Genomic DNA, 25,395 nt, shown 5'->3' with positions numbered 1-25,395 from the left:
GGTGACACCGGCAACACTCGGATTGGTGGCTTTCCCCTAGGGTTGGTGCATGAGTGAGGTCGGTCTCAGACAAGCGCAGGAGAAGATGCGTGCAGCCGGTGCTGCCGACGTTGCAATACGCGTCTTCACGCACTACTACCGGCTGCTCGAATCGGGGCAGCAGGGAAAGATCCACGAGGCCGACATCGAACCGGTCGGCGAGCTGCCGCACCTCGACCACCTGGACACCGATCCGGAGGCCATGCGCGCCGCGCTCGCCGAGACGGTCGTCATCAAGCTCAACGGCGGCCTCGGCACGTCGATGGGCGTCACCGGCCCGAAGTCCGCACTCCAGGTCAAGGACGGGCTGAGCTTCCTCGACATCATCGCCCGCCAGATCCTGAGCACCCGGCGCAAGTACGACGTACCGCTGCCGCTGGTGCTGATGAACTCGTTCCGCACCAAGACCGAGTCGCTGCAGATCCTGAGCGAGTACGACGGCCTCGCGATCGACGGGCTGCCGCTCGACTTCATGCAGAACATGGAGCCGAAGCTGCTGGCCGACGACCTGACACCGGCCGAGTGGGAGCCGGACCCGGAGCTGGCCTGGTGCCCGCCCGGGCACGGCGACCTGTTCACCGCGTTGGTTGCCTCCGGCACCCTCGACGCGCTGCGCGAGCACGGCTTCCGGCACGCGTTCATCTCGAACGCCGACAACCTGGGCGCGACGCCGGATCCCCGGATCGCCGCGTGGATGGCGGAACATACCGTACCGTTTGGTATGGAGGTCTGCCGCCGCACCCGCTCCGACCGCAAGGGCGGCCACGTCGCGGTGCGCAAGTCCGACGGCCGGCTGATCCTGCGGGACAGCGCCCAGGTCGCCGAGGAGGACACGCAGTACTTCCAGGACATCACCCGGCACAAGACGTTCAACACCAACAACCTGTGGATCGACCTGGACCGGCTCGCCGAGCTGATGGACGGGCACGACGGGATCCTCGGCCTGCCGATCATCGTGAACCGCAAGACCGTCGACCCGGCCGACCCGTCCTCGCCGAAGGTGATCCAGCTCGAGACCGCGATGGGCACCGCGATCGAGACCTTCGAGGGCTCGCAGGCGGTGATCGTGGACCGCACCCGGTTCAAGCCGGTGAAGACCACGAACGACCTGCTCGTACTGCGCTCCGACGTGTACGAGCTGGACGAGGCCGGCGACCTGACCACGACGCACGAGGGCGACGAGCCGTACGTGGACCTGGACCCGGAGTACTTCAAGATCCTCGCCGACTTCGACACCCGGTTCCCCGCCGGGCCGCCGTCGCTGGTCCGCGCCGACCGGCTGGAGGTCCGCGGCGATGTTGCCTTCGGCAAGGAGGTCGTGGTGGTCGGGGACGTAGAGGTGGAGGCGCCGCCCGGCGAGCGCCGGGTCATCCCGGACGGGACCGAACTCAGCGGCTGAACACGCCGGGGGAGTGCGATGGACGACCTGCTGATCAGGCCGTTGGAGCCGTCCGACACGGACGAGGCCGCCGCGGTGTGGTGGCGCTCGCGGCACGCTGACGGCTCGCAGCTGCCGCCGGCGATCCACACGGCCGCGGAGGTGGCGACCTGGTTCGCCGACGTGCTGCTGCCGGACGCGCAGACCTGGGTGGCGCTCGACGACGACCGGATCGTGGCGGTGCTCACCCTCGACGGCGACGACCTCGACCAGCTGTACGTCGTACCCGAAGCGGCCGGCCAGGGCATCGGATCGACCCTCGTGGACCTCGCCAAGGACCTCCGGCCGGGCGGTCTGGCGCTCTGGACGTTCCAGACCAACACCCGCGCCCAGTCCTTCTACAAAGCCCACGGCTTCGTCGAGGTACGCCGTACCGATGGTAGTGCCAACGAGGAACGCGAGCCCGACGTCCGGATGACCTGGGGCAACCACCCGGAGGGTGTGGATTAGGGTCAGGCTCGTGAGACGGAGTGTGGATGAGCATCTGGAGGCTGTGCTCGGGCGAGTGACGCCTCTGCCCGCGTTCGACCAGCCGCTGATGGACGCGGTCGGGTTGGTGCTGTGTGAGGACATCGTCTCGGGGGTGAGCCTGCCCGGGTTCGACAACTCGGCCATGGACGGGTACGCCGTCCAGGCCCGTGACCTGGCCGGCGCCTCCGACGAGAACCCGATCGCCCTGCCAGTGGTAGGAGAGTTCCGCGCCGGTCGGAGCCAGCCGATCGTCGTGACCCCTGGTACCTGCGTGCGGATCATGACCGGCGCGCCGATGCCGAGGGGCGCTGACAGCGTCGTACCGGTCGAATGGACCGACGGTGGGACGGTCAACGTCCGCATCACTCAGCAGCCGCCGGTCGGTGGTTCGGTGCGGCACGCGGGCGAGGACGTGACGGCCGGAGTGCAGGTGCTGGACCGCGACACGATCCTTGGGCCGCGTCAGATCGCCGTACTCGCTGCTGTCGGCCGGGCTCGGGTGAAGGCCCGTCCGCGACCGCGGGTCGTGGTGATCTCCACGGGCGCGGAGCTGCGCGAGCCGGGTAGCCGGCTGGGCGAAGGGCAGATCTACGACTCGAACAGCTACACGATGGCGGCGTGCGCGCGGGACGCCGGAGCGGTGGTGTACCGCGTCGGCATCGTCGACGACGACCCCAAGCGGATCATGGACACCCTGTCCGATCAGCTGGTGCGTGCTGACCTGGTCATCACCACAGGTGGCGTCAGCATGGGTGCGTACGACGTTGTGAAGGAGGAGCTGTCCAAGCTCGGCACTGTCGACTTCCCGCAGGTCGCGATGCAGCCGGGGAAGCCGCAGGGGTTCGGTGTGATCGGTGAGGACGAGGTGCCGATCTTCACGCTGCCGGGCAACCCGGTGTCGGCGTACGTGTCGTTCGAGGTGTTCGTCCGGCCCGCACTGCGCAAGATGATGGGGCAGATGCCGTACCGGCGCGCACTGGTCCCGGGAGTGACGCTGGACGGGATCAGCTCACCCCCCGGGCGGCGGCAGTTCGTCCGCGCCACGGCCACCTCCGGCGACGAGGGCTGGATGGCCAGTACAGTCGGCGGGCACGGCTCGCACCTGCTCGGCGGGTTGAGCCGCGCGAACGCACTGATCATCGTGCCCGAGGACGTCACCTCGGTCCGGGCCGGCGACCAAGTAGAGCTGATGCTGCTGGATGAGGAGACCGGATGACCGAGCCGCCTGCCGGGCTGACGCACGTCGACGAGACCGGGGCCGCGCGGATGGTCGACGTGTCGGCGAAGGACACTTCCGTCCGCCGGGCCGTTGCCAGCGGCAAGGTTCTGGTGTCGGCCGAGGTCGTGACGGCGCTGCGCGGTGACGGCGTACCGAAGGGTGATGCGCTCGGTGTCGCCCGGATTGCCGGGATCATGGGCGCGAAGCGGACGCCGGACCTGGTGCCGCTGTGCCATCCGATCGCGATCACCGGCGCCAAGGTCGACCTCGAGGTGGCGGACGACGCCGTACTGATCCGGGCGCAGGTTAAGACGACCGACCGCACCGGTGTCGAGATGGAAGCGCTGACTGCTGTTGCAGTCGCTGGGCTCGCTGTCATCGACATGGTGAAGGCTTTGGATCCGGCGGCAGTGCTGTCCGACGTACGGGTGGAGTTGAAAGAGGGCGGCAAGACCGGGCACTGGGAGCGGCCGTGAGAGCTCTTGTCGTCAGCGTGTCCAACCGCGCGGCCGCTGGGATCTACACCGACACCACGGGTCCGCTCATAGCCTCACGGCTGGCCGAATGGGGCTTCGAGGTGTCCGGCCCGTCTGTCGTTCCCGATGGCCCGCCGGTCGGCGATGCATTGCGTGCTGCTGTCGAGGCGTCGTACGACGTTGTGCTGACAACCGGTGGCACCGGGATCTCGCCGACCGACGAGACACCTGAGCAGACAGCCGCTGTGCTGTCCAAGGTCGTGCCTGGGATTGCTGAAGCGATCCGGGCGTACGGCGTTGCCAACGGCGTACCGACAGCCGCACTGTCGCGTGGACTGGCCGGAGTCGCGGGTACTACGGTCATCGTCAACCTGCCCGGATCGCGTGGCGGGGTGAAGGACGGTCTCGCCGTACTGGAGCCGCTGCTGCGACATGCGGTCGAGCAAGTACACGGCGGGGACCATGTGCGGACGGACACCGACTGATGGCGATCGTGCACTGGCCTGTCGAGCTGCAGCACGGACAGGTCGGGCTGCGGCCGCTACGGGCAGGCGACGGGGGAGAGTGGGCTGCTGCGCGTCAGCGGAACGTCAGCTGGTTGCGGCCGTGGGACGCGACACAGCCACCCGGTGCGGAGGACGGTGCGCGCACGTTCCGCGCCATGGCACGTGACTGGAACCGGCAGGCGCGGTACGGACGCATGCTCCCGTTCGTCATCACGTACGGCGGTGCGGCCGGCGCCGGCGCGCGATCGAAGTGGCCCCTGGTCGGACAGCTGACAGTGTCCGGCATCACGTACGGATCGGCGCGCTGGGCGAACCTCGGCTACTGGGTCGACGAGCAGTACGCCGGTCGCGGGATCGTGCCGACCGCTGTCGCCATGGCCGCCGACCACTGCTGGTTCACCCTCGGCCTGCACCGGATCGAAGTCGCGATCCGCCCGGAGAACAAGGCAAGTCTGCGCGTGGTCGAGAAGCTCGGCTTCCGGTACGAAGGCGAGCGGCCGCGGTTCCTGCACATCGACGGCGACTGGCGCGACCACCGCATCTTCGCGCTCAACGTCGAGGAGGTCGGGCCCGGTCTCGTAGCGCGATTGCAATGATTACCGTGCGTGCTATTCACATCAGTCACACGAGTCTTCTTGCGACACACCGACTCACGTACCTCATCTGGCCCCCGCCGCCCTTTAGCGTCGTCGCATGGGGACGACAGGGCTGATCTATGTGGCGATCGTCGCCGCGTGGGCCGCCTACCTCGTCCCGATGTGGCTGAAGCGAGGCGACGAGGCGCGGCGGCAACCAGTCGTGCCGTCATCCGCCGAAGCGCGGGTCCTTTCCCGCGACCCGTCGCGGCCGCGGTACGTCGTACGCCCGGCCGGCACCACCGCCGCCGACGACCCGTCGCCGCCCAAGCGGTACGTCCCCAACCGAGCCCGCCGGGTGGCCGCGATGCGCCGTCGGCGGGTGCTGTCGATCCTGACCCTCTCCCTGCTGTCGGTCGTCGCACTGGCCGGCCTCGCGATGGTGCCGTGGTGGTCGGTCTCCATCCCCGGCGCCGCGATCCTCGGGTTCGTCGTACTCACCCGGGTGCAGCTGCGGCGGCAGGCGCGGACGCGTGCGCGGATCGCTGCCCAGCGACGTGCGCGCATCCAGGCCCAGCACGACCGCGGGCCTGCCGGGAAGCCGGCGCCGTCACCCGACGAAGAGATGACCATCGAGGTCAAGCTCCCCGACGCACCGACGCCCGCCAAGCCCGTCGAGAAGCCTGCTGCCGAAGGCCTCTGGGACCCGGTGCCGGTGACGCTGCCGACGTACGTCCTGAAAGAGAAAGCACCCGACCGGACGGTGCGCACGATCTCCCTCACCGACGACGAAGTCTTCTCCAGTGCACGGACGACCGACCCCGCCGAGAAGCCCGTCGTCGCCGAGCCTGCCACACCCGAAGAACCCGAGGTGAAACGCGCCGTCGGCGACTGATATCCGGTTTTAGAGTCCGGGCCTCTACGTGTTAGAGTTTCGCGGTCGCCAGGGAAACAAAGGCGACCAGCTCGGGGCTGTGGCGCAGTTGGTAGCGCGCTTCGTTCGCAACGAAGAGGCCAGGGGTTCGAATCCCCTCAGCTCCACGAAGGCGATGGGCGAGTCGTGCCGACGGAAAGCGTCGGCCGGCTCGCCTTCGTCGTGTTGTGCGGCTGCGCTTCGCTTGCCGCGGGCGGCGGCTTCGCCACCCGCACCCCTTGCGCCTTCGCTTCGCTCGGCTCCGTGGTTGGCCTGGGCAATCAGCTCACCTGTTTGGGCTGGGTTGGGCGGCCGCTCACCTGTTTGGGGTTGGGTTGGGCGGGTGCTCACCGGCTGGGGCTGGCTATTTGGTGGCGCCGTTTAGAGCCAGGTTCAGGATGGTGTCTACCTGGGCTTCGGTTACGGGGCGGGTGTGGAGGAGTAGGCGGTAGTAGAGGGGGGCGTAGAGGAGTTCTACTAGGTCTGCCAAGTCAATGTCTTGGCGGAGTTCGCCTGCTGATTGGGCCCTGGTTAGGCGTTCTACGCAGAGGTCTACTCGGGGCTTGATGATGGAGTCGACTACTGCCTTGGCGATGTCGGGGTCGCTTTGGGCGGCTGCTATCAGGCCCTTGCTGTAGGCGGCGAAGAGGGGGCTGGCGAAGGCTTGGGCTACCTGGGTCATCTGGGTGCGCAGGTCGGCTTCAAGGTTGCCGGTGTCGGGGAAGTCCAGGGTGCTGCGGCCGCGTTCCTCGATCGCTTCCAGGAGGATGGCGGCCTTCGAGGGCCACCAGCGGTAGATCGTCTGCTTGCCGACGCCTGCGCGTTTGGCGATGCCCTCCATGGTGAGGCCGGCATAGAGCTGCTCGCCGCACAGCTCGAGGGCTGCGTCCAGGATCGCCTGGCGGGCGCGCTCGCTGCGGCGGTCGGGGTTGGGCGCCGAGCGGGGCGCGGGGGTCGAGGGTGTCGCCATACGTCCGCAGCTTACACGAGACGAGACGTAGTGTCTTGACAGTGATCTCCGGCGAGACTTAGCGTCTCGTCATGAGACGAGACGTCTCGTCATCTTAGGGAGGAACCGCCATGTCCGAAGTCGTGATTCGCAGGTATGCGGGGCTGTTCGGGGTCGTCGCGAGCGCATTGATCGTCGTCCAGGTGCCGCTGTACTTCCTCTACTCCGGCGCCCCGCCGGACTGGAACATCCTGACTCGCAGCCTGATCGGGATCGTGGGCTGCGTCTTCTACATCCTGTTCTTCACCGGCCTGCGCCAGTTGATCCATCAGGTCGACGTCGCGTCGGACTGGATCGCGGGCGTGATCCAGTCGGCCGGTCTGCTCTGGGTCGCGATGGTGTTCGTGCCGCAGTCGATGGAGGCGGGCGCCGCGATCGTCACCGACCACGACATCGACACGACGAAGGAAGGCCCGTTCGCGGGAGCGCAGTACCTGATGCAGGGCCTGATCTCGCGGCTGTTGATGGGGTTGTTCCTGATCGCGCTCGGGATCGTTGTCTACCGGTTGCGGCTGCTGCCGAAGTGGGTCGGGTGGTCCGCGTTCGTGCTCGCGGCGATTAACCTCGCCTTCGTCCCGGCGCTGTACTTCGGAGACGACCCGGCGAACTTCTACAGCGCCCAGGGCTGGGGTACGACGGCCAGCATGGGCGCACTGTGGAGCTTGTGGACCCTTGCCGTGAGCATCAGTGTCCTCCGCAGTTCGCGCCGTACTGCGGTCGTCGCCCGGCCCACGCCGGTTCCTGTCCCGGCCGGCTGATAGCAAGGCGGGTAGGTGCCTGAGGCAAGGATCTGTCTCAGGCGCCCGCTCACCCGAGTGAGGCGCTGGCCGCGCGGAGATCCGCGAGGGCGGTCAGCACGTGCGGCGCCAGCCCGTCCTCGTCGTGGTCGAGCTCCATCCAGGCGGCGTACCCGCGCTTGAAAGCGAGCACGCCCAGCTCGGCGGCGAGTTGCGCGAGCGGGTCCGGTACGCCGCGCGCGAGCAACGCATCGGTCATGGCCTTGGCGAGGCCGACGCTCTTCAGGGCATCGCGTTCCTGCAGTTCGGTGCTGGCGGCGATGGCTGCTTTGAGGCGGGGGCCGAGCTCGCGGTTCATCGGTCCCATCGCGCTCGAGGCGCGCTCGAGCCCCGCCGCGATCGCATCGAGTGGGCCGGCGTCCTCGGGGGTCTCGGCGATCCCCTCGGTCAGGAGGCGGCAGAGGGTCTCCTGGCCGGCGACGAGGAGTTCGCGCTTGTCGGGGAAGTGCCGGAAGAACGTGCTCTTGGTGACGCCGGCCTTGTCGGCGATCTGGGCGACCGTGGTCGCGTCGTAGCCCTGGTCGGCGAAGAGGTCCACTGCCGCGAGGATCAGTCGTTCGCGTGCGCCGGGCTGCCATCGGGCCATGGACCGATTGTAGGTGATGGGACCTTTGTCCCGTCAGTGCTACTGTGATGGGACAAAGGTCCCATCACGCTGAGGAGCGTCTGATGCAGGTATTCATCACTGGTGGAAGCGGGCTGATCGGCTCGGCGGTTGTTCGGGAGTTGCTCGGCAATGGGCATTCCGTGCTGGCGCTCGCACGGTCCGACGCGAGTGCGTCGGCGCTGCAGGAGGCTGGTGCGGCGGTCGTCCGCGGCGGTCTCGCCGATCTGGATGTTCTCCGGAGCGGCGCTAGTGAGTCTGACGGGGTGATTCACCTTGCCTTTAGCAACGATTTCAGCAGCCCGGAGGCGCTGGCGTCGGGGGTCGCCGAGGAGGGGGCTGCGCTTGCGGTGTTGGGTGAGGCGTTGGTGGGGAGCGGTCGTCCGTTCGTGACGGTGTCGGGTACGCCGTGGGTGCCGGGGCGGCCGTCCACGGAGGCGGATCCGCTGCCTCTTGACGGACCGGTGGGTGGGCGCGGCCGCTCAGTGATGGGCGTGCTGGGTCTGGCGGAGCGTGGGGTGCGGAGTGCCGCCGTACGGATGCCTCGGACTGTTCACAATCAGGGGACTGGTGGGTTCGCCGGCTTGCTGACCGAGATCGCTCGGCGCACCGGGGTGTCCGGGTATCCCGGAGATGGCACGCAGCGGTGGCCGGCGGTGCATGCGCTGGATGCGGCCGTGCTGTTTCGGTTGGTGCTGGAGAATGCGCCCGCCGGGACGGCGTGGCATGCGGTGGACGACGAGGGCGACGCCGTACGCGACATCGCTGCGGTCATCGGCCGGCGGCTCGGCCTGCCGGTCGAGGCGGTGCCGGAGGAGACGTACGGCCCGCTCGGCCCGATCTTCGCGACCGACCAGCCTTCGTCGAGCGCCCACACCCGGGATGCGCTCGGCTGGAAGCCCGAGCACCCGAATCTGCTGGCGGACTTGGAGAATCTTCAGGCCTGAGTTGTCTCAGGTTGAGAATCGCGGCAGCTAATCTTGACTCGTTCCAGAAAACGGGGAAGACTCTGGCACGTGCCGACGGTGGATGAGCTCCAGGGGTTGTTGCGTGGGGTCTCGTTGCGGGTGACCCGGCCGCGGGTGGCGGTGCTGGCCGCGGTGTACGAGCATCCGCATGCGGACACGGACTCGATTATAGGTGCCGTGCGCAACGAATTGCCGCAGGCGTCGCACCAGGCCGTGTACGACTCGCTGCACACGTTGACGGCGGCGGGCCTGGTGCGGCGGATCCAGCCGTTGGGGTCGGTGGCGCGGTACGAGTCGCGCGTGGGTGACAACCATCACCACGCGGTCTGCCGGTCCTGCGGTGCCATCGCCGACGTCGACTGTGCGGTCGGGCATGCGCCCTGCCTGACCGCGTCCGAGGACCACGGGTTCGTCATCGACGAGGCCGAGGTCATCTATTGGGGGCTGTGCGCCGACTGCTCACGCCGTACCTGATCTTCCGTCCGAAAACGTCCATTCCTGGAAGGAATCTGATGTCCGAGATCCATGAGCCACTGCCCGGTGAAGGCACCGAGGAGAGTCGCGGCGCCGAGGAAGGCAAGGGCCAAGGCTGCCCCGTCGCCCACGGTCAGGGCGTGCACCCGACCACCGGGAACGCGAACCGCGCCTGGTGGCCGAACCAGCTGAACCTGAAGATCCTGGCCAAGAACCCCGCGGTGGCGAACCCGCTCGGCGAGGAGTTCGACTACGCCGCCGCGTTCCAGAGCCTCGACCTGGCCGCGGTGAAGGCCGATATCGCCGAGGTGCTGACCACCTCGCAGGACTGGTGGCCGGCCGACTTCGGGAACTACGGCCCGCTGATGATCCGGATGGCCTGGCACAGCGCCGGCACCTACCGGATCAGCGACGGCCGCGGCGGCGCCGGTGCGGGGCAGCAGCGGTTCGCCCCGCTGAACAGCTGGCCGGACAACGCGAACCTGGACAAGGCGCGCCGCCTGCTCTGGCCGGTGAAGAAGAAGTACGGCCAGAAGATCTCCTGGGCCGACCTGCTGATCCTGACCGGCAACGTCGCGCTCGAGACGATGGGCTTCAAGACCTTCGGGTACGCCGGTGGCCGCGTGGACGTGTGGGAGCCGGAGGACGACGTCTACTGGGGCCCCGAGACCACGTGGCTCGGCGACGAGCGCTACACCGGCGACCGGGAGCTGGAGAAGCCGCTCGGTGCGGTCCAGATGGGCCTCATCTACGTGAACCCGGAAGGCCCGAACGGCAACCCGGACCCGATCGCCTCGGCCCGCGACATCCGCGAGACCTTCGGCCGGATGGCGATGAACGACGAGGAGACCGTCGCGCTGATCGCCGGCGGCCACACCTTCGGCAAGACGCACGGTGCGGCCGACCCGGAGAAGTACGTCGGCGCCGAGCCGGAGGGTGCGCCGATGGACCACCAGGGTCTCGGCTGGCGCAACACGTACAAGAGCGGCCACGGCCCGGACGCGATCACCAGCGGTCTGGAGGTCACCTGGACCACCACGCCGGCCAAGTGGGGCAACGACTTCTTCAATATCCTGTTCGGCTACGAGTGGGAGCTGACGAAGAGCCCTGCCGGTGCGAACCAGTGGGTGGCCAAGGACGCCGAGGAGATCATCCCGAACGCGTTCGACCCGGCCAAGAAGCAGAAGCCGACCATGCTGACGACGGACCTGGCGCTGCGCTTCGACCCGATCTACGAGCCGATCTCGCGCCGGTTCAAGGACAACCCGGACGAGTTCGCGGACGCGTTCGCACGGGCCTGGTTCAAGCTGACCCACCGCGACATGGGTCCGGTCGTCCGGTACCTCGGTCCGGAGGTCCCGAGCGAGGTGCTGATCTGGCAGGACCCGCTGCCGGCCGTCGACCACGAGCTGGTCAACGACGCCGATGTGACCGCGCTGAAGGCGGCCATCGCTGCGTCCGGCCTGTCGGTGTCGCAGCTGGTCTCGACCGCGTGGGCGTCGGCGTCGACGTTCCGTGGCAGTGACAAGCGTGGTGGCGCCAACGGTGCGCGCATCCGCCTGCAGCCGCAGGCCGGCTGGGAGGTCAACAACCCCGACGAGTTGGCCCAGGTACTGCGGACGCTCGAGGGCATCCAGCAGTCCTTCGGCAAGCCGGTCTCGCTGGCCGACCTGATCGTCCTCGCCGGCGGTGTCGGTGTGGAGGTCGCTGCGAAGAACGCCGGATACGACGTCGTCGTACCGTTCACGCCGGGCCGGACCGACGCCTCGGCCGAGCAGACGGATGTCGACTCGTTCGCCGCGCTCGAGCCGGTCGCGGACGGGTTCCGGAACTACTACGGCAAGGGCAACCGCCTCCCGGCGGAGTACCTGCTGCTCGACCGGGCGAACCTGCTCACGCTGAGCGCGCCGGAGATGACCGTCCTGGTCGGCGGCCTGCGGGTCCTCGGCACGAACTACGACGGCTCGAAGTACGGCGTACTGACCGACAACCCGGGCACGCTCACGAACGACTTCTTCGTGAACCTGCTCGACCTCGGCACCGAATGGCACGCCGCCGACGACAGCCAGGAGACGTTCGAAGGCACCGTCGACGGCAAGGTCAAGTGGACCGGCACCCGCGCCGACCTGGTCTTCGGCTCGAACTCCGAACTCCGCGCGGTCGCGGAGGTCTACGCGAGCGACGACGCCAAGCAGAAGTTCGTCACGGACTTCGTAGCCGCCTGGCACAAGGTCATGGAACTGGACCGCTTCGACCTTCGCTGAACCACCCCGAAGCCGGCTCCCTGCCTTGCGGGGAGCCGGCTTCGCTTGTTGTACGGCGTCAGTTTTACGCCAGGGTCACGGCCGCGATCGACCGGCACCGTCGGAGTGCTTGACACTCCGGATGGGGCGGAGCAGGCTGGATTTGAAGGGGGGTCGGGGCGTTGTTAATCAATTAATTGATTCTTCGTCGCATGGTGGGGAATGGGGGCGCGATGAAGGTGCTGCTGATCTCGCCGCCGATCATGGATGATTTCGCCGGTGAGGCGAAGCCGATCGCGATGGATGCGGTCCGGGAATGTCCGGCGTACGGGATGTACCTGCTGCAGGCGGTGCTCAAAGAGAGTGGGCACGACGCGGCGCTGGTGGATCTGATCTCGGACGGGTCGGACCGGATCGACGACTATCTGCCGCAGGTGGCCGAGGCCGGCCTGGTCGGCATCGGGGCGACCTCGATGTCCTGGCCGACCGCGCTGTCGGTGATTCTGCAGGTCCGGGCGGTGCGGCCGGAGGTGCCGATCGTTCTCGGTGGCATTCATCCGACAATGTTCGACGGGTATCTGCTGCGGACCTTCCCGGTGCAGTACGTCGTTCGCGGCGAGGGGGAGCGGGCGATCGTCGAGCTGGCCGATGCGATCGAGCACGGCGGTGACGTGGCCGGCGTCGCCAATCTGAGCTGGATGGACAAGGGTGAGCTGGTGCGGAATCCTGTCGCCCGGCAGCTTTCTCCGGAGGAGCTCGGCGCCGCACCGTTGCCGGACTACAGTCAGTTGCGGCCCGGCCTGTTCCAGGGCCTTTCGATCGAGTCGTCCCGCGGTTGCGCGTTCGACTGCTCGTTCTGCAGCACGTCGTACCGCCGGAGCTATCGCGGTCTCGAACCCGAGGTGTTCGTGGACCGCCTCGAGGCGCTGTCGGCGTACACGGACCGTACCCGGACCGGGTTCGTGCACATCATCGACGACGAGTTCTCGATGAATCCACGCCGTGCGATCCAGATCGCGGAGTCGATCCGGCGCCGCGGGATGACTCCGAGCCTGGTCTATGACTCGCGGGCCACCGACCTGCTGTTCCCGGGGTACGTCGAATCGATCGCCGAATTCACCGGGCAGTTCCTGGTCGGCGCAGAATGCGGGTACGACGAGGGGCTCGAAAAGATCGGGAAAGGGACGACGACCGATATTTTGGAGCGTGCGGCGCAGAAGCTTGTGGAGCACGGAATCGCGGATCGCGCGGATTTCTCGTTCATTCTCGGGCTGCCGTGGGAAACCGTCACCGAAGTACGCCGGACCATCGCTTTCGCGGCGAAACTCTACGCGTCGTACGGCGTCCGCTTGCTGCTGCAGTGGTACTGCCAGATCCCCGGCTCGAGGCTGTGGCAGGAGCAGCGGGACCGGCTGGACGTGAGCGAAGTGATGTACGACGAGTTCGGATTCTTCCGCAACCTGTACCTGTTCCGGAGCGGGGTGCACCTGTCGCCCGAGGAGATCTGGGACGTCAGCCGCGAGGTGCGGGCGCTGGTGTACCTGTCCCGCGCCCGGAATCCCGAACGCCTCATGATCGAGTACGGGCATCCCGAGCCGATCAGTCTGTACTTCCCCGAAGACCTGATCCGGCGCACGAGTCACGCATTGCCCAATCTGCGCATCGTCGCGCACGCGCGGGACCGGAACACCGGGAATCGACGCGCGGACGTCGCGCGCCGGCCGCTACGACACCTGCCTGCCTGATCGGGCCGGTGGAACAGCTGTAAGGAGGACCCATGCCGGACAGGTACATCCCGGTATCAGAGAGCGAGCAGCAGTTCGCGGCCCTGCTGGAGCGAGTGCTCACCGAGCCGTCCTTCGCGGAGGCGATGGACAGCGACCCGGTGCAGGCGCTCGCCGAGGCCGGCTACGAGCTCGACGACCAGCAGGTCGAGGCCATCCGGTCGAGTGAGCGGTTCGAGCAGCCCGAAGCGCTGGGCGACGATCAGCTCGCCTTTCCGTTGACCAAGCCGCTGGTCCGGATCATTACCAAGGGCACGAAACCTGCCGTGAGTGTGATCACGAAGGGCACGCAGCCGGCCGTCCAGGTCGGGGTCAGGACCGTGATCGCGGTTGAGGAGTCCAAGCTTCCCGAGATCGAGGTCGTTCCCGCCGAGCAGGAGCGTTTCCGTTCCGCACCGGCAGAAGAGGAGTGACGGTAGCCAAGACGTCGGAGTCGGTATCCGGGGCGATCGGAACGCTGGGGATCGTCTCGTTGGCAGGCGTGCCTGTTGCGGCGGCGCGTTCGTCTGACGTCTCTGTCGGCTGGCCACTGGCCGGGGCGGCGAGTTGGGCACTGGCGTTGCTGCTGAAGAGAGCAGCCGCAGGTACGGCCCGACGTCCGGCGCTGATCGAGGCCGTACGTCGTGGAGCGATCTCAGCGGTAACTGAGTTGGGGTGTAGCGCACTCGTGTTCGCCGTACGTCAACCGCCAGGAGGCAAGCAGGCTGTGGCGTTCGGAGCCGGAGCGGGCGGAGCTGAGGCACTGTACGTTCTGGCGCTCGGGATCGCGCACCCCGCTGACGCGCAGGGCCTCGAACAGTGGCGTGCAGGCCGGCAACAGTCGTTGATCGTCGATCAATTCGTGCTGATCGAGCGAACCGTTGCGATGGTGTCCCACATCGCCAGTCGAGGCATCGTGTCGACCAGCGGTTCCCGTCCCGGTCGACTGTCCGCCGGCTTGGTCCTCTTCACGGTCGCGGACGCCGTGGCGGCCTACGGGCATGCCGCCGGCTGGAAGTGGATGGATCCGCGGGTTGCCCGGCGTACGCACGCCTTCTATGCAGCTGTCGCAGCCCTCGAGTCCTATCTCTTCCGCCGGTGGTCTGCCTTGTGAGGGATTGATCCCCGTGGCAGGCTGGCTTGGTTTGGAAGCTGGGCGGAAGGGGATTGTCATGCGGTTTCATCATGAGCGGGAGGCTGCGGGCGATCTCACCTTCAGTGATGTGTTTCTCGTGCCGAATCGGTCCGGGGTCGCGTCGCGGCTGGATGTGGATCTTTCGACGGGGGACGGGAGCGGGGCTTCGATCCCGGTGGTCGCCGCGAATATGACTGCTGTGTCGGGGCGGCGGATGGCGGAGACCATGGCCCGGGGTGGCGGGTTGGCCGTTATTCCGCAGGACATTCCGGTCGATGTCGTCGCTGACGTGGTCGGTTGGGTGAAGAGCCGGGATCCGGTGCATGACACGGCGTTGACGCTGCCGCCGACCGGGACCGTCGGCGAGGCGTTGAACCTGTTGCCGAAGCGGAACCACGGCGCGGTCGTGGTCGTCGATCACGGGCGGCCGGTCGGGGTTGTGACCGAGGCGGACTGTGTGGGCGTGGACCGGTTCACGCAGCTTGAAGGGATCATGTCCCGGGAGTTGCTGACGTTGCCGCAGGGCATCGATCCGGAGGCCGCGTTCAACCAGCTGCACGACGGGCGGCACCGGCTTGCGCCGGTGGTGGATGCGAACGACCAGATCGTCGGCATCCTGACGCGGCAGCGCGCGCTGCGCGCCACGCTGTACGAGCCGGCGCTGGATGCGAACGGCAAGCTGCGGATCGCCGCCGCGATCGGGATCAACGGGGACGCCGAGCAGAAGGCGAAGGCGTTGCTCGACGTCGGCGTCGACGTACTCGTGATCGACACCGCACACGGGCATCAGGAGCGGATGCTCGAGGTCGTCGAGCGGGTTCGGGCGCTCGGTCCGACGGTGCCGATCGTCGCCGGCAACGTGGTCACCGCCGAGGGCGTCACGGATCTCGTCAACGCCGGTGCTGACATCGTGAAGGTCGGCGTCGGGCCGGGTGCGATGTGTACGACGCGGATGCAGACGGCCGTCGGTCGTCCGCAGTTCTCCGCCGTACTCGAATGTGCGACGCGGGCCCGTGAGCTCGGCAAGCACGTCTGGGCGGACGGCGGCGTACGGTATCCGCGCGATGTCGCGCTCGCCCTGGCGGCCGGGGCGTCGAGCGTGATGATCGGCTCGTGGTTCGCCGGCACGTACGAGTCGCCCGGCGACCCGCACCGCGACAGCCAGGGCCGGATCTACAAGGAGAGCTTCGGGATGGCGTCCGCGCGGGCGGTGCGGTCCCGGACGGCCGACGACACGCCGTTCCAGCGGGCCCGGAAGAGCATCTTCGAGGAGGGCATCTCGACGGCCCGGATGTACCTGGACCCGGAGAGCCCGAGCGTCGAGGACGTGCTGGACTCGATCGTCTCCGGCGTCCGCAGTTCCTGCACGTACGTCGGTGCCGCGAACCTCGCCGAGTTCCACGAGCGCGCCGTGGTCGGACTGCAGACCGCTGCCGGATACGCCGAGGGGAAGCCGCTCGACACGAGCTGGCAGCTGTAATCGTATACATCCGATCTCACCCCCGGGATGAGATTGAGGGCACAACAAGATCATGCGGCGGGCGATGGTCACCGTCGGCGTTCGGTGGCACCGTGTAGTCAGCGGGGGGAGGAAGGGACACCGAACAACCGTCGGGGGGTCGCCGATCTCGCAGGGGGCGTGGGATCGATCGACGCGGGGGCTCAACAGTCACCGGTGTTCCGCTCGTGGTCGCGGGTGGTGCAGGAGGGCTCGGCCGAGGCTTGGGAGGGCGACTCGGGAGCTCACACTCACCGCCCGCGACCGCCGTCCCGTCACACCGTCCGGCCACCGGATCACGTGCATCGCTTGGCAAGTCGCGGGTACAGCGGCATAGTCAAGGGATCGATGCTGCCGTGCTGGGTGGGGAGCCGACGTTGTGGAGTCAGACAAGGGCGCCCCGCTGCGGGTTGACGCGGAGACCGCGATCATCCTGCGCGAGGCCTACCACAAGATCGAAGCGCTGTTCCGCTCCGACCACTACGGCCTGTACGACTACGTCCGGGTCGTAGCCGGGAAGGTCGCGCGCGTCGACGCGTTCTTCGTCGGATTCCTGCAGGGCAGCAGCCGGGTGCGGTACCCGTACGGCTACGACAAGGGTCATTACGTGAACCCGGATACCCACATTTTCGGGCCGAACGGGCAGACCGCGTGGGTCGTCAAGCACCGGCAGACGTACCGGTTCGCCTACGACAACGGGTTCGCGCTGCATGCCGGCATACCGGTGGGGGACCTGACGCGGCGGTCCGAGGATGCGGTCACCGTGCCGATCTTCCGTCCGTCGAAGGACGGCCCCGACCAACTGTTCGGCCTGCTGTCGATGCAGAGCTACGAGCCCAAGTCGTACGACGACAACGCAGTACGAGCGTTCGAGTGGTTGTGTGCCGTCGTGGAGCGCGTGCTCACCCGCGAAGGCGAGGACCGGGACGCCTTGCGCCGGCTGCCCGCGGGTGACGTCGGGCCGAACCTGCTGACGTCCGACCACGTGATGGAGTACCTGACGCACCGGGTCGCGTCGATCCGCGAGATCGCGGCCGAGGCGGAGAACGAGCCCGACCTGACTGCCGCCGTACGGACGTATCTCGACCGGATCATCGACGCGACCGAGCACATCCAGTCCGAGTTGATCGAGATGCTGATGGAGACCGACGAGGGGCCTGAGCGTCGGTTCACCAGTCTGACCAAGGCGCAGCAGACGGTCGCCGTTCTCCTCGCCGACGGTCTCGACAACGACCAGCTGGCCGCTGAGCTCGGCATCAGCCTCAACACGGTGAAGACCCACCTGAGCGCGATTCTCCGCAAATACGGTCTGCGGAGCCGCGCCCAGGTGGCCGACGATGTGCGGAAGTACCTGGCGCGCTGACGGGACCTTCAACAACTAGTAGGAGCGGGCGACATACGCGATCAGGCCGGGTTCGGCGTCGTCCAGGGGCAGGGTGCCGTCCGGGCGTTGGAGGCAACGGACCGTGACACCGGACTCGGCCAGGCGGTCCTCGCCCTCTTCGCCGATTGCGTCGTACGGCAGGCTGGCCCAACCCGACGCGGCTGCTTCCACTGCCTCGTCGACAGTCGACACCGCGGTGGTTCGTGCGGTGTGGCGAGCCGTTGCTTCCTCCAGTAAGTGCGCCTGGTCGGTGTCGATCGCGTGGACGACGGTTGACTTGAGCTCGGAGAGGATGACGGCGGTCTTGGTCGAGTCGCGGAGACGGCGTACGACGGTTGCCACGTCTGCGGCCAGATCGCGCGGGCCGAGCTCGATGCGGATCGGGACGCCCTTGAGCTCCCAGTTGACCGCGCGGCGGCCGAACGGCTGGTCGGTGCGATCGTCGACCGTGACCCGCACACCGGCGGCTGCGAGGTCCTTGGCGATGCGTTGAGCAGCCTCGATCGTTTCGTCTCTTACCGCGAGTACGACGACCTGGATCGGGGCGACTGCCGGCGGGATGCGGAGGCCGTCGTCGTCGCCGTGCACCATGATCAGGCCGCCGACCATGCGGGTGGTGCTGCCCCAGGAGGTGGTCCAGGCGAGCTCGCGTCGGCCGTCGCTCGACAGGTAGTCGATGTCGAAGGCGCGGGCGAAGTTCTGGCCGAGTTCGTGGGACGTGCACATCTGCAGGGCTTTGCCGTCGCCGGTCATCGCCTCGAGCGTCATGGTGTTGATGGCGCCGGCGAAGCGTTCGCGGCGGGTCTTGCGGCCGACGGTGACCGGGATCGCGAGGACGTTGACCATGACGTCGCGATAGACGTCGTTCAGGATCTTGGTGGCGTACGCGCGGGCGTCCTCGAAGGTGGCGTGGGCGGTGTGGCCCTCCTGCCACAGGAACTCGGTGGTGCGGAGGAACAGGCGTGGGCGCAGCTCCCAGCGGACCGCGTTGGCCCATTGGTTGAGCAGGAGCGGGAGGTCGCGGTAGCTCTGGATCCACTTCGCCATGTACTCGCCGATGACGGTTTCCGAGGTGGGGCGGATGACTGCCGGTTCCTCGAGTTGCTTGCCGCCGGCATGCGTCACCACGGCGAGCTCGGGGCTGAAGCCTTCGACGTGCTCGGCTTCGCGTTGGAGGTAGCTCTCGGGGATCAGGAGCGGGAAGTAGGCGTTCGCGGCGCCGGTTGCCTTGATCCGACGGTTCATTGCCTCCTGCAACAGTTCCCAGATCCCGTACCCGTACGGTCGTACGACCATGGTCCCCCGCACCGGCCCGTTGTCGGCGAGCTCGGCTTTGGCAATCACATCCTGGAACCATCGGGGGTAGTCCGCTGCTTGCGAGGCAAGCACGGAACGGGTCGTTGTCATAACCGTCAGTCTAGGAACGCGGTCGATGGTCCGGCCACGCATTTCCTGCGGCGCGTTCAGCGGGCTCTCAGGCACTGATGTTCATACGGCTGTGCACCGGCGTTCATCACCGGATCCAAAAGTTGGCCCGTATCCGCTCGTACCTGGAGGAACGCTGTGAGAGTACGTCGTGCGCCTGTGATCTCTGCCTGTTTGGCTCTCGTCGGGCTGGCGGTCGGAATCCCGTCCGCTGCCGCGGACCGGGGACCACAGACCTACTCGTTCGCCGTGATCGGCGACATTCCCTACGGCCCGGCGCAGATCGCCAGGTTCCCGAAGGTGGTCGACCAGATCAACGCGGACAAGCCGGTCAAGCTGGTCACCCACCTCGGCGACATCAAGGACGGCTCGTCGGTCTGCAGCGACGAGTACTTCGCGCAGGTGAAGACGCAGTTCGACCGGTTCGCCGACCCGTTGGTCTACACCGTCGGCGACAACGAATGGACCGACTGCCACCGGGCCAACAACGGCAGCTACAACCCGTTGGAGCGGCTCGCGAAGGTCCGGCAGGTGTTCTTTCCGCGGCCTGGCAGGACGCTCGGAGAGCACCCGGCGAAGGTCGAGACCCAGGTGGCGCAGGGCATCCCGGAAGACGTCCGGTTCACCCGGGACGGCGTCGCGTTCGCGGCGCTGCACATCGTTGGCAGCAACAACAGTATGGCGCCGTGGACCGGCAAGACCGCGCCGACGCCCGAGCAGGCCGCCGAGGTGCTGAACCGGACGTCGGCCGTGATGCAGAGCATCCACGACACGTTCGCCCAGGCTCGCGACGAGCACAACAAGGCAGTGGTGCTGCTGACCCAGGCCGACATGTTCGATCCGACCGTGACGAACCCGGCCTTCGCGGACTACTACGCGTTCCAGCCGATCGTGCAGGAGATCGCCCGCGAGGCGGCGAACTTCCGCGGCCCGGTCTACCTGTTCAACGGCGACAGCCACGTCTACAACAGCGACAAGCCGCTCGCCGCGAGCTCGCCGTGGACCAAGTTCTACGGCGTCACTACCCCGGCGGAGAACTTGTCGCGTATCACCGTGGACGGATCGACCGGGGACAACGACTACCTCCGTGTCACGATCGACTCGCGCAACCCCGCCGTACTGACCTGGACGCGGGTCCCGTTCACCTCGTGAAAGCTCCTGAAAGCTCCTGAACGCCGAAGCGCCCGGTGCCCACGTGGGGCACCGGGCGCTTCGGTTCTGCCGGGTCAGAGTGACGCGAGCGCGTCGTTCCAGGTTTTCGACGGGCGCATGACTGCGGCCGCCTTCGCCGGGTCGGGCTGGTAGTAGCCGCCGAGGTCTACCGGGTTGCCCTGCACTGCCAGGAGTTCGCCGACGATCGTCTGCTCGTTGGCGGACAGAGACTCGGCCAACGGGGCGAAAGCCTTGGCCAGGGCGGCGTCGTCGGTCTGCTTGGCCAGCTCCTGGGCCCAGTAGAGGGACAGGTAGAAGTGGCTGCCGCGGTTGTCGATGCCGCCGACCCTGCGGGTGGGGGACTTGTCCTCGTTGAGGAACGTCGCCGTCGCGCGGTCGAGGGTGTCGGCCAGGACCTGGGCGCGGGCGTTGCCGGTTGCCTGGGCCAGGTGCTCGAAGCTCGCGGCCAGCGCGAAGAACTCGCCGAGGCTGTCCCAGCGCAGGTAGTTCTCCTTGACCAGCTGCTGTACGTGCTTCGGCGCCGAACCGCCGGCACCGGTCTCGAACAGGCCGCCGCCGGCCATCAGCGGCACGATCGACAGCATCTTCGCCGACGTCCCCAGCTCGAGGATCGGGAACAGGTCGGTCAGGTAGTCACGCAGTACGTTGCCCGTCACCGAGATCGTGTTCTCGCCGCGGCGGATCCGCTCCAGCGAGAACTTGATCGCCTCCACCGGAGCCAGGATGCGGAGGTCCAGGCCCTCGGTGTCGTGGTCGAACAGGTACTTCTGCACCTTGGTGATGATCTGCGCGTCGTGGGCCCGGGTCTCGTCCAGCCAGAACACCGCCGGGTCGCCGGTCGCGCGCGCCCGGTTGACGGCCAGCTTGACCCAGTCCTGGATCGGCGCGTCCTTGGTCTGGCAGGCGCGGAAGATGTCGCCGGCCGAGGCGGCCTGCTCGAGGACGACGTCGCCGGCCTGGTTCACCAGCCGGACGGTCCCGGTGGTCTGGATCTCGAACGTCTTGTCGTGCGAGCCGTACTCCTCGGCCTTCTGCGCCATCAGGCCGACGTTCGGCACCGAGCCCATCGTGGCCGGGTCGAATGCGCCGTTCGCGCGGCAGTCGTCGAGGACCGCCTGGTAGATCCCGGAGTAACTGTGGTCCGGCAGCACGGCGAGGGTGTCGTGCTCCTCGCCGTCCGGGCCCCACATGTGCCCCGACGTACGGATCATGGCCGGCATCGACGCGTCGACGATCACGTCCGACGGGACGTGCAGGTTGGTGATGCCCTTGTCCGAGTCGACCATCGCGAGCTTCGGGCCGTCGGCGAGCTCGGCGTCGAAGGAGGCCTTGATCTCGGCGCCCTCGGGCAGCGTCGCGATGCCGTGCAGGATGCCGCCGAGGCCGTCGTTCGGCGTCAGGCCGGCCTTCGCCAGCACGTCGCCGTACTGCGCGAACGTCTTCGGGAAGAAGGCCCGGACGACGTGACCGAAGATGATCGGGTCGGAGACCTTCATCATCGTGGCCTTCAGGTGGACCGAGAACAGCACGTCGTCGGCCTTCGCCTGGGCGACCTGCGCGGTCAGGAACTCGCGCAACGCGGCCACGTGCAGGACCGACGCGTCGACGACCTCACCGGCCAGGACCGGGATCGACTCGCGCAGCACGGTGGTCGTCCCGTCGTCGCCGACCAGCTCGATCCGCAGTACGTCGTCGGCCTCGATGACGGCGGACTTCTCGGTCGAGCGGAAGTCGTCGGTGTCCATCGTCGCGACGTTGGTCTTCGACTCCGGCGACCAGGCGCCCATCCGGTGCGGGTGGGTCTTGGCGTAGTTCTTCACCGAGGCGGGCGCACGGCGGTCCGAGTTGCCCTCGCGCAGGACCGGGTTCACCGCGGAGCCCTTGATCTTGTCGTAGCGGGCCTGGATCTCCCGCTCCTCGTCGGTCTTCGGCTCGTCCGGGTACTCCGGCAGGGCGTAGCCCTGGGACTGCAGCTCGGCGATCGCGGCCTTCAGCTGCGGGATCGAGGCCGAGACGTTCGGCAGTTTGATGATGTTCGCCTCGGGCGTCTTGGCCAGCTCGCCGAGCTCGGTCAGCGCGTCCGCGATCCGCTGGTCGTCCTTGAGGTACTCCGGGAAGACGGCCAGGATCCGGCCTGCCAGTGAGATGTCCCGGGTCTCCACTCCGACACCGGCCTGGCCGGCGTACGCCTGGACGACAGGGAGGAACGAGTACGTGGCGAGCGCCGGAGCCTCGTCGGTGTGGGTGTAGATGATCGTCGAGTCAGTCACAGGCCCCACCCTAATGGGCCGTCCGGCCGGACCGTCCCCGGCGTGGGCAGGCTCACGCCCCGTGCAGGGCTCGTCTGCGGAGATCAGTCAGTCGAGCTCGTCGGGGTGGGCAAGTGTGATACCGCTCGCCGCGGTCACTGCGCTGGTGAACGCCAGCGTGTCGATCGGGGATGCCGCCGCGACCGTCGCACCGGCCAGCGAGGCCAGGCCCTTCGCGCCCTCCCAAGTGCAGTCCACGAAAACCGCCTTGGCGGCCTTGACCTGGGAGAACTCCACGCCGGACAGGTCGCAGTTCCGGAACACCGCCCCGGTCAGGTCCGCGGAGACGAAGTCGGCGTTCTGCAGCCGGCAGTCGGTCAGCTCGACCTTCTGGAACCTCGAGAACCGGAACGACGCGAAGTCGAGCACGCTGTCGCGGATCGTGACGTGCTGGAGGCTGGCTCCGGGGCCGGCGAACCCGATCATGCGGGACGCCGAGATCGCGACCCGGGTCAGCGCGGCGTCGGACCAGCGGGCGTTCGCGATATCGCACTGGGCCAGCTCGGCGTCGACCAGGATCAGCTTCTCCAGGTCGGAACCGGCCAGTTTGCACCGCGTCAGCCGGCAGCCGCTGAGCTCGACATGCTCAGCCTCCTGGTCGCTGAGGTCGACGTCGTCCAGCGCCAGGTCGAGCAGCCGCTCCTCATCGTCCAGCTCGGTCGGCTCAGCCGCGTCGAGGTTGGGCCGGAGGCGGGGTACGGCGATCTTCATGAGCGGAGGTAGTGGGCCGCGGCGCCGATCAGCGCGGAATGTTCGGTGTCCTGTGTGGCCGAGGCCGGGAAAGCAAGAGACGAATGCACGAGGTCGAAGGCTCCTGAGATCGAGCCGCCCAGGACGGTGTGGGTCACCCCGAAGCGCTCGAGCCACGGGATCAGGGCCGCGGAAAGGTGGGCGAAGGCAGTGACCAGGACTTCCTGCGCGGTCGGGTCGCCGGCGCGGGCCAGGTCGGCGATCTCCTTCACGCCGGGGGCCTCGAGGCCGGTGCGGTCGGCGTACGCGCGGAGGATTGCGCGGGCGGAGATCGAGTCCTCGAGCGGCTTCCCCGCGTACGTCGTCTTGTAGAGCTCGCCGCCCGGTGGGACGGTTTCGCCCTCGCGGACCACCCGGCCGTCGGCGAGGAACGCCGTACCGATGCCGGTGCCGATCGTGACGCCGAGGCAACGCTCGACGCCGCGGACCTCGCCCGCCGTCCACTCACCGACCGTGAACGCCTCCGCGTCGTTCACGAACAGGAGCCGGTCGGTCCCGAGCTCGGCGCTCAACGCCGCGCCGAGGTTGAACCCGTACAGCTGGTCGAACTTGCCCTGCCCGCGGTACCACGCCACGCCCGTACCGAAGTCGAACGGACCGGGCAGCGCGATCGCCAGACCGTTTGCCAGCGGCAACTTCCGCGCCGCGTCCGCGAGCTGCCCGACCACGACTTCCGCGGCCTCCTGGGACTCGAGCTTGGCCCGGTCCACCTCGGTGACGTCCCACGTCGCCGGCGTCACCATGGCCGCCGTGACGTGGCTTCCCCCGATCTCCAGCACCGCTACGTCCATCCGGACATCATCGCAAAGGTCAGTACCGCTGCTTGAACACCTGCTTCCCTGCCCTGTCGTACATGTAGATCTCGATCGGCCAACGGTCCCGCTTCGTGATGTTGTCGGTGTACACGCGATCGACCCAGAAGCCGTCCTTGATCGTTGCGTCCGCATGCTGGCCTAGGCCCGAGACCACGATCCGGGTGACTCCCTCCGGCACCCGGCCCGCCCAGCTGTACCGAACCCCCATACACCAGGTCTGCCGGTTCTCCCGATCGACCGAGTCATTGCCGCAGCCCGTGCTCCAGTACTGCTGGATCTGGTACGGGCGGGTGACGATGCCGACGTTCAGCATCGTCGAGCCGAAACCACCCAGTGCCTTGCCCTGGATCGGTACGCCGGACACGCAGTACGCGTACTGCGATCCGTCCGGCGAGCGTCGTACCGTCATCGCGCCGTCGGGGTCGGTCACCTCGACGACCTTGTCGGTCCACTTGCTGACCACCTGCCGGCGCCATGCGTCGTCGTTCGCGGTCCGGAAGAAGTCGTCGGACTTGGCGCACAGATCGGTGACCATCGTCGGCTGGGTTGTGGTCGCCGGCTGGGGTGCGGTCCGGGCGTTCCCCAGGTGACCCATGAGCAGGACGGCGATGACGACGGTCGCCGCGGTCGCTGCCGTCGCGGCAGAGATGATCGCGCGGCGGACGTGGATGCGGTGCCGTCCCGCGGCGACCAGGTCCGCCACGTCCGGTGTGAACGTCGCGGGCCGGTCGACGGCCTGGTCGAGCAGGTCCTTCAGTTCGCTGGTCATCTCAACCCCTTCACGGCCAGGTCGGAAAGCTCGGCGAGGGCCGGATGCGTGCGCAGTTTCTCCAAGGCGCGCAGCGTCTGGCTCTTGACCGTCCCGGGGCGGCAATCGAGGGCGGCGGCGGTCTCCTCGACGGACAGTTCGTCGAAGTACCGCAGTACGACGCAGGCGCGCTGGCGGGGCGGGAGTTCGGCCAGGGCCTTGGTGATCACGAGGCGGTCCTCGAGGACGCCGAGCGGGTCGGCGGGGTCGGTCTCGTTGGCGAAGTAGTCGTCACCACCGACGACCTCCTGGCTGGACTTGCGGCGCAGCGCGTCGAGCGTGGTCGAGACCACGACCTTCCGCGCGTACGCACCGACAGCGCCTTTGCGCTGGATCCGGCCCCAGACGCGATACAGCCGGATGAGAGCTTCCTGGGTCGCGTCCTCGGCCCGGCGCCAGTCACCGCACAGCAGGTAGGCGGTCCGGCACAGAGCGTTGGCCTGATGCGTGACGAACTCGACGTAGTCCTGCTCGGTCTCCGGTCTCACCCGCGGCTCTCCCCAGTCATGCCGGGTCTAACGTGGTGGGCGCACCGACTGGTTGCACCGATCCGGCAAATTCTTTCTCATGGTGGACGGTCCGCGGGTCAGTACCGAGGGAACC

The 25,395-nt window shown here is 67.8% G+C and carries 25 protein-coding genes and 1 tRNA gene; 18 read left to right on the top strand and 8 right to left on the bottom strand.

Annotation, left to right across the window (positions count from 1 at the left end; translation table 11 throughout):
- The first annotated feature begins 49 nt into the window (after positions 1 to 49).
- The 8 genes from AB0J62_RS03650 to AB0J62_RS03615 all read left to right on the top strand — a co-directional run bounded on the left by AB0J62_RS03650 (position 50) and on the right by AB0J62_RS03615 (position 5,765).
- The gene (locus AB0J62_RS03650; protein ID WP_363864025.1) at positions 50 to 1,438 is read left to right on the top strand and encodes a UTP--glucose-1-phosphate uridylyltransferase; all 1,389 of its coding nucleotides are present in this window, start codon (positions 50 to 52) and stop codon (positions 1,436 to 1,438) included.
- 18 nt (positions 1,439 to 1,456) lie between these two features.
- Positions 1,457 to 1,927, top strand: coding sequence for a GNAT family N-acetyltransferase (locus tag AB0J62_RS03645; protein ID WP_363864023.1), 471 nt, complete (start codon positions 1,457 to 1,459; stop codon positions 1,925 to 1,927).
- A gap of 10 nt (positions 1,928 to 1,937) precedes the next feature.
- On the top strand, positions 1,938 to 3,164 hold the full coding sequence (glp, locus tag AB0J62_RS03640; protein ID WP_363864021.1) for a gephyrin-like molybdotransferase Glp: 1,227 nt from the start codon (positions 1,938 to 1,940) through the stop codon (positions 3,162 to 3,164).
- Positions 3,161 to 3,643, top strand: coding sequence for a cyclic pyranopterin monophosphate synthase MoaC (moaC, locus tag AB0J62_RS03635; RefSeq protein ID WP_134107905.1), 483 nt, complete (start codon positions 3,161 to 3,163; stop codon positions 3,641 to 3,643). The genes glp and moaC overlap by 4 nt, the downstream gene beginning before the upstream one ends.
- The gene (locus AB0J62_RS03630; RefSeq protein WP_363864018.1) at positions 3,640 to 4,128 is read left to right on the top strand and encodes a MogA/MoaB family molybdenum cofactor biosynthesis protein; all 489 of its coding nucleotides are present in this window, start codon (positions 3,640 to 3,642) and stop codon (positions 4,126 to 4,128) included. Before moaC ends, AB0J62_RS03630 begins: the two co-directional genes overlap by 4 nt.
- The gene (locus tag AB0J62_RS03625; RefSeq protein WP_134107909.1) at positions 4,128 to 4,745 is read left to right on the top strand and encodes a GNAT family protein; all 618 of its coding nucleotides are present in this window, start codon (positions 4,128 to 4,130) and stop codon (positions 4,743 to 4,745) included. Before AB0J62_RS03630 ends, AB0J62_RS03625 begins: the two co-directional genes overlap by 1 nt.
- Positions 4,746 to 4,842: 97 nt before the next feature.
- Positions 4,843 to 5,619 (top strand): hypothetical protein, encoded by a 777-nt coding sequence (locus AB0J62_RS03620; protein ID WP_363864015.1) that lies wholly within the window; start codon positions 4,843 to 4,845, stop codon positions 5,617 to 5,619.
- Positions 5,620 to 5,692: 73 nt separating this feature from the next.
- A tRNA-Ala gene (locus tag AB0J62_RS03615) sits at positions 5,693 to 5,765 on the top strand.
- Positions 5,766 to 6,001: 236 nt separating this feature from the next.
- Here AB0J62_RS03615 and AB0J62_RS03610 read toward each other — a convergent pair.
- Complete coding sequence (locus tag AB0J62_RS03610; RefSeq protein WP_363864013.1) at positions 6,002 to 6,607, bottom strand: TetR/AcrR family transcriptional regulator; 606 nt, start codon at positions 6,605 to 6,607, stop codon at positions 6,002 to 6,004.
- A 110-nt stretch (positions 6,608 to 6,717) separates the two neighbouring features.
- Between AB0J62_RS03610 and AB0J62_RS03605 the strand changes: the two genes are divergently transcribed.
- On the top strand, positions 6,718 to 7,404 hold the full coding sequence (locus AB0J62_RS03605) for a hypothetical protein (RefSeq protein ID WP_363864011.1): 687 nt from the start codon (positions 6,718 to 6,720) through the stop codon (positions 7,402 to 7,404).
- A 49-nt stretch (positions 7,405 to 7,453) separates the two neighbouring features.
- Here the strand turns inward: AB0J62_RS03605 and AB0J62_RS03600 are convergent, their stop codons facing one another.
- Positions 7,454 to 8,029: a helix-turn-helix domain-containing protein gene (locus AB0J62_RS03600; RefSeq protein WP_363864009.1), complete on the bottom strand. Its 576-nt coding sequence runs from the start codon at positions 8,027 to 8,029 to the stop codon at positions 7,454 to 7,456.
- Positions 8,030 to 8,112: 83 nt separating this feature from the next.
- On the opposite strand from AB0J62_RS03600, the gene AB0J62_RS03595 reads away from it, so the two are divergent.
- The 8 genes from AB0J62_RS03595 (at position 8,113) to AB0J62_RS03560 (ending at position 17,491) form a co-directional block, all read left to right on the top strand.
- Positions 8,113 to 8,994 (top strand): SDR family oxidoreductase, encoded by an 882-nt coding sequence (locus AB0J62_RS03595; protein WP_363864007.1) that lies wholly within the window; start codon positions 8,113 to 8,115, stop codon positions 8,992 to 8,994.
- Between the two features lie 69 nt (positions 8,995 to 9,063).
- Entirely contained in the window at positions 9,064 to 9,489 is a 426-nt protein-coding gene (locus AB0J62_RS03590; protein ID WP_134107921.1) for a Fur family transcriptional regulator, read from the top strand.
- Positions 9,490 to 9,527: 38 nt separating this feature from the next.
- Entirely contained in the window at positions 9,528 to 11,753 is a 2,226-nt protein-coding gene (gene katG / locus AB0J62_RS03585; protein WP_363864004.1) for a catalase/peroxidase HPI, read from the top strand.
- 191 nt (positions 11,754 to 11,944) lie between these two features.
- Positions 11,945 to 13,477 carry a radical SAM protein gene (locus tag AB0J62_RS03580; protein WP_363864002.1) on the top strand — a complete coding sequence of 511 codons (1,533 nt, stop codon included), beginning with the start codon at positions 11,945 to 11,947 and terminating at the stop codon, positions 13,475 to 13,477.
- Between the two features lie 32 nt (positions 13,478 to 13,509).
- Positions 13,510 to 13,929 (top strand): hypothetical protein, encoded by a 420-nt coding sequence (locus AB0J62_RS03575; protein WP_363864000.1) that lies wholly within the window; start codon positions 13,510 to 13,512, stop codon positions 13,927 to 13,929.
- Positions 13,926 to 14,609, top strand: a complete 684-nt coding sequence (locus tag AB0J62_RS03570; RefSeq protein ID WP_363863998.1) for a hypothetical protein — start codon at positions 13,926 to 13,928, stop codon at positions 14,607 to 14,609. Before AB0J62_RS03575 ends, AB0J62_RS03570 begins: the two co-directional genes overlap by 4 nt.
- 58 nt (positions 14,610 to 14,667) lie before the next feature.
- Complete coding sequence (locus tag AB0J62_RS03565; RefSeq protein ID WP_363863996.1) at positions 14,668 to 16,110, top strand: GuaB1 family IMP dehydrogenase-related protein; 1,443 nt, start codon at positions 14,668 to 14,670, stop codon at positions 16,108 to 16,110.
- A 397-nt stretch (positions 16,111 to 16,507) separates the two neighbouring features.
- A complete protein-coding gene (locus tag AB0J62_RS03560; protein WP_363863994.1) occupies positions 16,508 to 17,491 on the top strand; it encodes a LuxR C-terminal-related transcriptional regulator in 984 nt (327 codons plus the stop codon).
- A 15-nt stretch (positions 17,492 to 17,506) separates the two neighbouring features.
- Here AB0J62_RS03560 and proS read toward each other — a convergent pair whose 3' ends face one another.
- Positions 17,507 to 18,919: a proline--tRNA ligase gene (gene proS, locus AB0J62_RS03555; protein ID WP_363863992.1), complete on the bottom strand. Its 1,413-nt coding sequence runs from the start codon at positions 18,917 to 18,919 to the stop codon at positions 17,507 to 17,509.
- A gap of 156 nt (positions 18,920 to 19,075) precedes the next feature.
- On the opposite strand from proS, the gene AB0J62_RS03550 reads away from it, so the two are divergent.
- Positions 19,076 to 20,089, top strand: a complete 1,014-nt coding sequence (locus tag AB0J62_RS03550; RefSeq protein WP_363863990.1) for a metallophosphoesterase — start codon at positions 19,076 to 19,078, stop codon at positions 20,087 to 20,089.
- Positions 20,090 to 20,163: 74 nt separating this feature from the next.
- Here the strand turns inward: AB0J62_RS03550 and AB0J62_RS03545 are convergent, their stop codons facing one another.
- The 5 genes from AB0J62_RS03545 to AB0J62_RS03525 form a co-directional block, all read right to left on the bottom strand.
- On the bottom strand, positions 20,164 to 22,380 hold the full coding sequence (locus AB0J62_RS03545) for an NADP-dependent isocitrate dehydrogenase (RefSeq protein ID WP_363863988.1): 2,217 nt from the start codon (positions 22,378 to 22,380) through the stop codon (positions 20,164 to 20,166).
- A gap of 87 nt (positions 22,381 to 22,467) precedes the next feature.
- Complete coding sequence (locus AB0J62_RS03540) at positions 22,468 to 23,130, bottom strand: pentapeptide repeat-containing protein (RefSeq protein ID WP_363863986.1); 663 nt, start codon at positions 23,128 to 23,130, stop codon at positions 22,468 to 22,470.
- The gene (locus AB0J62_RS03535) at positions 23,127 to 23,960 is read right to left on the bottom strand and encodes an ROK family protein (protein WP_363863984.1); all 834 of its coding nucleotides are present in this window, start codon (positions 23,958 to 23,960) and stop codon (positions 23,127 to 23,129) included. The genes AB0J62_RS03540 and AB0J62_RS03535 overlap by 4 nt, the downstream gene beginning before the upstream one ends.
- A gap of 19 nt (positions 23,961 to 23,979) precedes the next feature.
- A complete protein-coding gene (locus AB0J62_RS03530; RefSeq protein ID WP_363863982.1) occupies positions 23,980 to 24,753 on the bottom strand; it encodes a hypothetical protein in 774 nt (257 codons plus the stop codon).
- Positions 24,750 to 25,280, bottom strand: a complete 531-nt coding sequence (locus AB0J62_RS03525; protein ID WP_363863980.1) for a SigE family RNA polymerase sigma factor — start codon at positions 25,278 to 25,280, stop codon at positions 24,750 to 24,752. The genes AB0J62_RS03530 and AB0J62_RS03525 overlap by 4 nt, the downstream gene beginning before the upstream one ends.
- Between the last annotated feature and the right edge of the window lie 115 nt (positions 25,281 to 25,395).

Origin of the sequence: Kribbella sp. NPDC049584 (assembly GCF_040675555.1) — a bacterium.
Taxonomy (GTDB): Bacteria; Actinomycetota; Actinomycetes; order Propionibacteriales; family Kribbellaceae; genus Kribbella.
Note: the sequence above shows the minus strand (reverse complement) of the source record. Positions and strands in the feature narration are given on the sequence as shown.